Genomic DNA, 6,169 nt, shown 5'->3' with positions numbered 1-6,169 from the left:
ACTGGACGGGTGGCACGGCGACCGCGTGCGCGGTGAGCGCCAGCACGGCGAACTCGTGCAGCAGCCCGGCCGCCACCAGCACCGCACCGTAGGCGACCCAGGTCCGGCGGTCCCGGCTCGCCACCGCCCGCACCAGCAGATACGTCGCCCACACGACCAGCGCGCACACGATCGCGTACGACCGGCCCTCCTGCGCGTACCGCTGGACCTGTGGCAGCAGCGCGAAGACGGCCCCCGCGAGGAGACCCGCGCGGGGGCCGGCCAGCCGGCGTCCGAGGAGGGCCAGTGTTCCCGTGGCCGCGGCCGTCGCGAGGACCGACGGGAGCCGGAGCACCAGGAGCGGGTCGAGCCCGTCGGTGACCTCGAACAGCAGGTGCATGAGCAGGTAGTACAGGCCGTGTACGGCGTCGGCACCGGCGAGTGTGGACCACAGGTCGGGCAGCGACCGCCGTGCCATGTCGTAGGTCACCGCCTCGTCCCGCCACATGGTGCCGCCGCGCCGTATGCCCCACAGTCCGAGGGTGAGCGAGAGCAGGGCGGGGGCGTACACCGTCAGTGGGGTGCGCGGGGCGGGCGACGGCAACCGTGCGGGGGCGTGCGGCGGTCTGGAAGTGTGTGTGGTGGCGATGACTGACTCCGGCGCGTGGTCGATGCCTCGCGGTCCCCTCCGGCGGGGCCCCGAGGACGTGCACCGTCGAGTCCAGCCGCCGGACGATTGATGGGCAGCCCCGTCGTGGGGCACCTATCAATGCAGGTGGGGAGCGGTGCCGACGGATCGGGCCGCCGCGGACGGGGGGGAGTCGCCGGTGGGACGCAGAGAGAAGCCGTTGGACCCGGCGCAGGGCGCGGTGGCGCGGTTCGCCTTCGAGCTGCGGGGGCTCCGCGACGAGGCGGGTGCCCCGACGTATCGCGCGATGGCCCGCCGGGTGGGCTACTCGGGGCCCACGCTGTCCGCCGCGGCGGCGGGCGAGAAACTGCCGACCCTGCCGGTGCTCCTGGCGTACGTCAGCGCGTGCGGAGGGGACGGCTCCATGTGGGAGCGGCGCTGGCGCGCGGCGCTCGCGGACGAGGCGGGCACGCCCGCACCGGACGACGCCGAGGGCCCGTACCCGGGACTCGCCCGGTTCGAGCCCGCGGACCGGGACCGCTTCCATGGCCGCGACGACCTGATCGCCGAACTGCTGCGACTCGTCGGCCGCAGGCGGGTGTCGGCCGTCGTCGGCGCGTCGGGCAGCGGCAAGTCGTCCCTCTTACGGGCGGGGCTGATACCGGCGTTGCGCACGGCGGCCGATGCGAGGGAAGCGGAGCCGGCGGCCGCGGTGCGGACGCGCGCGTCGCTCCCCGGCCAACGCAGTTCCCCCGTGGCCGGGTTCGGGACCACGGCCACCGAGCCCACTCCGCCCGACTCCCACTCCCAGCTGTCCGCCACTCACCCTCCGGCCCCCGCCGCCATCCGCATCCTCACCCCCGGCGCCCGCCCGGCCCGCACCCATGACGCGCTGTTCGTCCCGTACGACGCGCCCGGCGACACCCTGCTCGTCGTCGACCAGTTCGAGGAGCTCTTCGCACTCTGCGCCGACCCCGGCGAACGGGCCCTGTTCATCGAGCGGTTGCTCACGGCGCTGGACCCGGACAGCGGACTCCGCGTGATCATCGGGGTCCGCGCCGACTTCTACGGGCGGTGCGCCGAACACGGCCCGCTCGCCGAGGCGCTGCGGGATTCAACCCTGCTCGTCGGGCCGATGACCCCGCAGCGGCTGCGCGAGGCGGTCGTCCGGCCGGCCGCCGCGCAGCGCGTCGTCGTCGAACGCGCCCTCACCGCACGCATCGTGGCGGACGTGGCCGACGAGCCGGGCGGTCTGCCCCTGATGGCCCACGCGCTGCGCGAGATCTGGCGGCGCCGCAGCGCCCGCACCCTCTCGCTGGCCGCGTACGAGGCGATCGGCGGCGTCCAGGGCGCCGTCGCGCACACCGCCGAGGAGGTGTACGCGCGCTGTACCCCCGTCGAGGGGGCTGCCGTACGGGCACTGCTGCTGCGGCTGGTGAACCCCGGTGACGGGACCGAGGACACCCGGCGGCCCGTCCATCGTGACGAACTGGGGGATGCCGACACCACGGCAAGGGTGCTCGAACAGCTGGTGGGAGCACGCCTGTTGACGGTGGACGGCAACACCGTCGACCTCGCGCACGAGGCCCTGATCAGTGCCTGGCCCCGGCTGCGCGGCTGGGTGGACGAGGACCGCGAACGGCTGCGGCTGCATCGCAGGCTCACCGAGGCGGCGCGCACCTGGCAGCAGTTGGACCGGGACGCCGGGGCCCTTTACCGAGGGGTGCGCCTGACCGCGGCGCGGGAGGAATTCGGCTCTGGACAGGGCGAGTTGAGCCCGCTGGAGAGGGACTTCCTGGCCGCGAGCGTGACGGCGTACGAGTCGGGTCGTCGTGCCGCCGCCCGCGCGGCCCGCCGTCTGCGGGGTCTGACCGTGTCCCTCGCCGTGCTGCTCTGCCTCGCCGTCGTGGCCGGTGTGGCCGCCTGGCGGCAGAGCGGGGTCAGCGCACGGCAGCGGGACGAGGCGGAGGCCCGCCGGGTCGCTGCCTTCGCGGACACGCTCCGGCCGACGGATCCGCGCACGGCGATGCGTCTCGCGCTCGCGGCCTGGCGGACCGCGGACCTGCCCGAGACCCGCGAGGCGGTCCGGACGGCTGCCGCCCAGAGCGGCCAGGCCGCCTTCACCCAACCCGCACAGGTCCGCGCCCTCAACGCGCCGCACTGGCTCAGCTCGGACGGCCGGATCTTCACAACGGTCGTACGGGACAAGGCCGTTCAGTGGGACGTACGCCGTCAGCGGCAACTGCGTGAGGTCGCGCTGCCCGGCCTCTCGGAGGGGATCACCGACGTCAGCGCCGACGCACGCTGGATCGCGTACCGGGGCCGCGACGGCGCGACGGTCAGGAACCTGGCCAACGGCGCGAGCCACCGCATCGCGCCGGGACCCTGGACCGACACGGACGGGGCGTTCGGGCCGAGCGGACGCACCTTCGTCGTACGGCGCGAGGGGCGCGAGGCCGGAGACGGGCGTGCCACGGTCGAGGTGTGGGACGTACGACGGGAGCGCGTCCTCCTCCGATACCCAGGGGGCGATCCGGACGGACCGCTGCCGGTACTGAGCCCGAACGACCGGTTCCTCGCCTGGTGCACCCACGACGGTGAACAACTGCGCGTCTGGGACGTCGTCGAACGGCGCCGGGTCGCGACCGATCCGCCCGCGCGGACGCGGCGGCTGCTGTGCCGGTCGGACGAGTTGACCTTCACCCCCGACAACCGCGCGCTGGCCGCGGGAACCACGGACGGCGTCGTCACCTGGGACTTCCACGCCGACCGGGGACGTCCCCTGCTGCCGGTGCCCGGCGAGGGCGTCAACGCGGTGGAGTTCGACCCCACGGGCGCCTACGTCCTCACCTGGGGTTCGGCCGGCCTGGCCCTGTGGCGTACGGACAGTCCGGCCCCGGCGGACGGCGGGCCGCGCCGGCCGGTCGTCACGTTCCCCGTCGAGACGCCCGCCGTCACCGACATCCGGCTCGACCCGCGTCAAGGCGTGTTGCGCTACCGCGAAGGCTCCCAGGCAGGAGTCGTACGCACCCTCTCGCTGCACGGGCTCATCAGCCCGGCGTGGCGGAAGAAGGAGCGGACCGACGCCGCGTTCGACGCCGACGGGAAGCCGGCCGCATCCGCGCCACGGTATGGAGCCCGTGCCGTCGCCGCCGACGGCACAGTGCACATCGCCGTCAACACCCGCGAAGGGATCCGCGTCACACGACAGGGCCCGCACCCCGGCTCCCGCACCATCGGAACGCGGACCGAGGACGCCATCGCGATCGACCCGGCAGGGCGCACGGTCGTGACCGCCGAAGGGGCCCTGATCGACGTCGGGACGCGCAGTCGCAAGAAGGGGATGGAGGGTGAGGATCTCCTGCGCACCGCGGTCTTCAGCCCCGGCGGACGCTTCTTGGCCGCCGCCGACACCCAGGGGCGCCTCACTCTGTGGGACGCGGGCGGGCAGCACCGGATCGCCGTCCTGGCAGCCGCCGACTCCACCGTCGAGCGGCCCGCCCTGGCTTTCTCGGCCGACGGTTCGCTGCTGGCCGCGAGCAGGGCCGACGGCTCGGTCCGCGTGTGGGAGACGGCCTCCCCGCGACTGGCGGGTGCGACTCTGCCGACCGGTGACGGACCCGTCCTCGCGATCGGATTCGCCCCTGGTGGTGGGGAGTTGCGCATCGCAACGCCCCATCTGACCTGGCGTTCGGCGCAGTTGACGCCGGACCGCGCGGCGGACGATGTGTGCGCCCGGGCGGGGGGCGGGGCCACCCGGACCGAGTGGCGCAGATACCTGCCGGACGTGCCCTACCGGCGGACGTGTTGAGGGAGGTCGGCAGCTCTGCCCTTGACTTCGAGAGAGCTCCAAGTGATGTACTCCCGCTGGTCTTCACACGCATACGGGGGTATCCATGACCGACTCACCTGTCGCACTCGTCACCGGTGGCGATGGGGGTACCCCCTGCTCGAGCGAAGCCGAGAGCTTGGGGGAGGTATCGGCGCCGCGGTCGCGCGGCGACTGCTCGATGCCGGCCACCGGGTCACGGTCACCGGCCGCGGTGAGGAGCGGCTGCGTGCTTTTGCCGAGGAACTCGGGTGTCCCGAGGATCTGTTGACGGTCGTCGGGCACGCGGCCGAGTACGACCAGGTGCGCGCCGCGGTCGAGCTGACGCTCAAGGAGTACGGCCGGCTCGAGACCGTCGTCGCCAACGCGGGCTTCGCCACGCACGACACCGTCGCCGGCGGTGACCCGGCCGGCTGGTCCGAGATGGTGCTGACCAATGTGCTCGGTCCCGCGCTGCTGATCAGGGCTTCCATCGACGCCCTGAAGGAGACGCGGGGCCGGATCGTGCTGGTCGGGAGTGTGGCGGGCCACGTCCACGGTCCCGGCAACTTCTACGGGGCCACCAAGTGGGCCGTGACCGGCCTCGCAGAGAACGCCCGTCGCGAGGTGACCGAGTTCGGTGTCGGCGTGACCCTGATCTCGCCGGGCCGGGTGGAGACCCCGTTCTGGGACAGCAACGGGAGCCTGCCACCCGGTCATCTGCTGACGGCGGACCAGCTCGCCGAGTCGATCGTCTGGGCGATCGGACAGCCGTCGGGCGTCGATGTGGACACGGTGGTGGTACGTCCGATCGGCCGGCCCAACTGACGTCGGACCCGCGGACGCCTCAGTTGTCGCGGAAGCCTCAGTTGTTCTGGAGGAACTGCTTCGCCAACGAGTCCCCGAGCGACACCGCCGCGCTGTGACTCTCGATCGGTGATACCTGGGAGTTCTTGAACAGGATGTACGTCACCCCGGAGTCGGCCCCGCCCGTCGCAGGGTCGGGGTCGATGCCGAGGGCCTTCGCCGTGGCGTACGACGCCTCACCGATGATCTTCGTGGGTCCGGTGTCGCCGACCACCGCGTACTCGACCTTGTTGTTGTAGATCACGGCGACGACACCGCCGCCCTTGATGCCGTAACTCGTGTACTTCCAGATGCTGCTGGTGCTGGGCACGACCACGTACGGCAGCGACTCGGCGCGCAGCGGCTTCCCGTCGGACTGGTGGAACGCCGTGTCGTCCTGGAACCAGGGGTCGGCGTCGCCGTTGCACTTGCCGGTGACCTGACCGTCGCAGTCGATGTCCATGTCGGCCTTCCAGAACACCGCGCCGTTCTTGCCGCACACGGGGATGGTGGCCGAGGTCTCGTCGTCGGTCTTGTACTTGCCGCTCGAAATCTGCGAACAGGACGTCACTTTGGCGAGCAGGTCGGCCGCGCTGACCGAACCCTCCTGGGCGGAACGGGGGGTGACGGAGCCCGACGCGCTGGCCGGGAGTGCCGCGGTGGCGAGGAGCGCGGCACCGGCGACGGCCGCGAGGGTCAGTGTTCGAGAGCGCACTGTGGGGGACCCTTCTGTTAGGAAAGTTTCCTTACCGGGTTGCCGTACAAGGTGGCCCTGCTTGCATGACCGCGTCAAGCCCCCCAGCGGAGTTGGTCCGGTCCAGGAGCTGAAACCGGCGTGGAGGGGGTGTCGATGCGCGTCGATGCGCGCGCGGGAGAACGCCGTCGGCCCGGACGCGCTGTGCGCGTCC

The 6,169-nt window shown here is 72.7% G+C and carries 3 protein-coding genes and 1 pseudogene; 2 read left to right on the top strand and 2 right to left on the bottom strand.

Annotated features, from left to right (window positions below; all coding sequences use genetic code 11):
• On the bottom strand, positions 1–550 hold a 550-nt coding region (locus ABZ656_RS55675), incomplete at its 3' end, for a glycosyltransferase family 39 protein (RefSeq protein ID WP_360280059.1).
• A gap of 256 nt (positions 551–806) precedes the next feature.
• Between ABZ656_RS55675 and ABZ656_RS55670 the strand changes: the two genes are divergently transcribed.
• Positions 807–4,418, top strand: coding sequence for a hypothetical protein (locus tag ABZ656_RS55670; protein ID WP_360280056.1), 3,612 nt, complete (start codon positions 807–809; stop codon positions 4,416–4,418).
• Positions 4,419–4,503: 85 nt separating this feature from the next.
• Positions 4,504–5,243, top strand: a pseudogene (locus tag ABZ656_RS55665) (SDR family NAD(P)-dependent oxidoreductase).
• A 37-nt stretch (positions 5,244–5,280) separates the two neighbouring features.
• Here ABZ656_RS55665 and ABZ656_RS55660 read toward each other — a convergent pair.
• Positions 5,281–5,976: a glycoside hydrolase family 75 protein gene (locus ABZ656_RS55660; protein ID WP_101401873.1), complete on the bottom strand. Its 696-nt coding sequence runs from the start codon at positions 5,974–5,976 to the stop codon at positions 5,281–5,283.
• Positions 5,977–6,169 lie beyond the last annotated feature (193 nt).

Source organism: Streptomyces sp. NPDC007095 (assembly GCF_040634475.1).
In the GTDB taxonomy this organism is placed as follows: Bacteria; Actinomycetota; Actinomycetes; order Streptomycetales; family Streptomycetaceae; genus Streptomyces.
The sequence above is the reverse complement of the archived record's forward strand: the minus strand, read 5'-3'. Positions and strand labels throughout refer to the sequence as shown.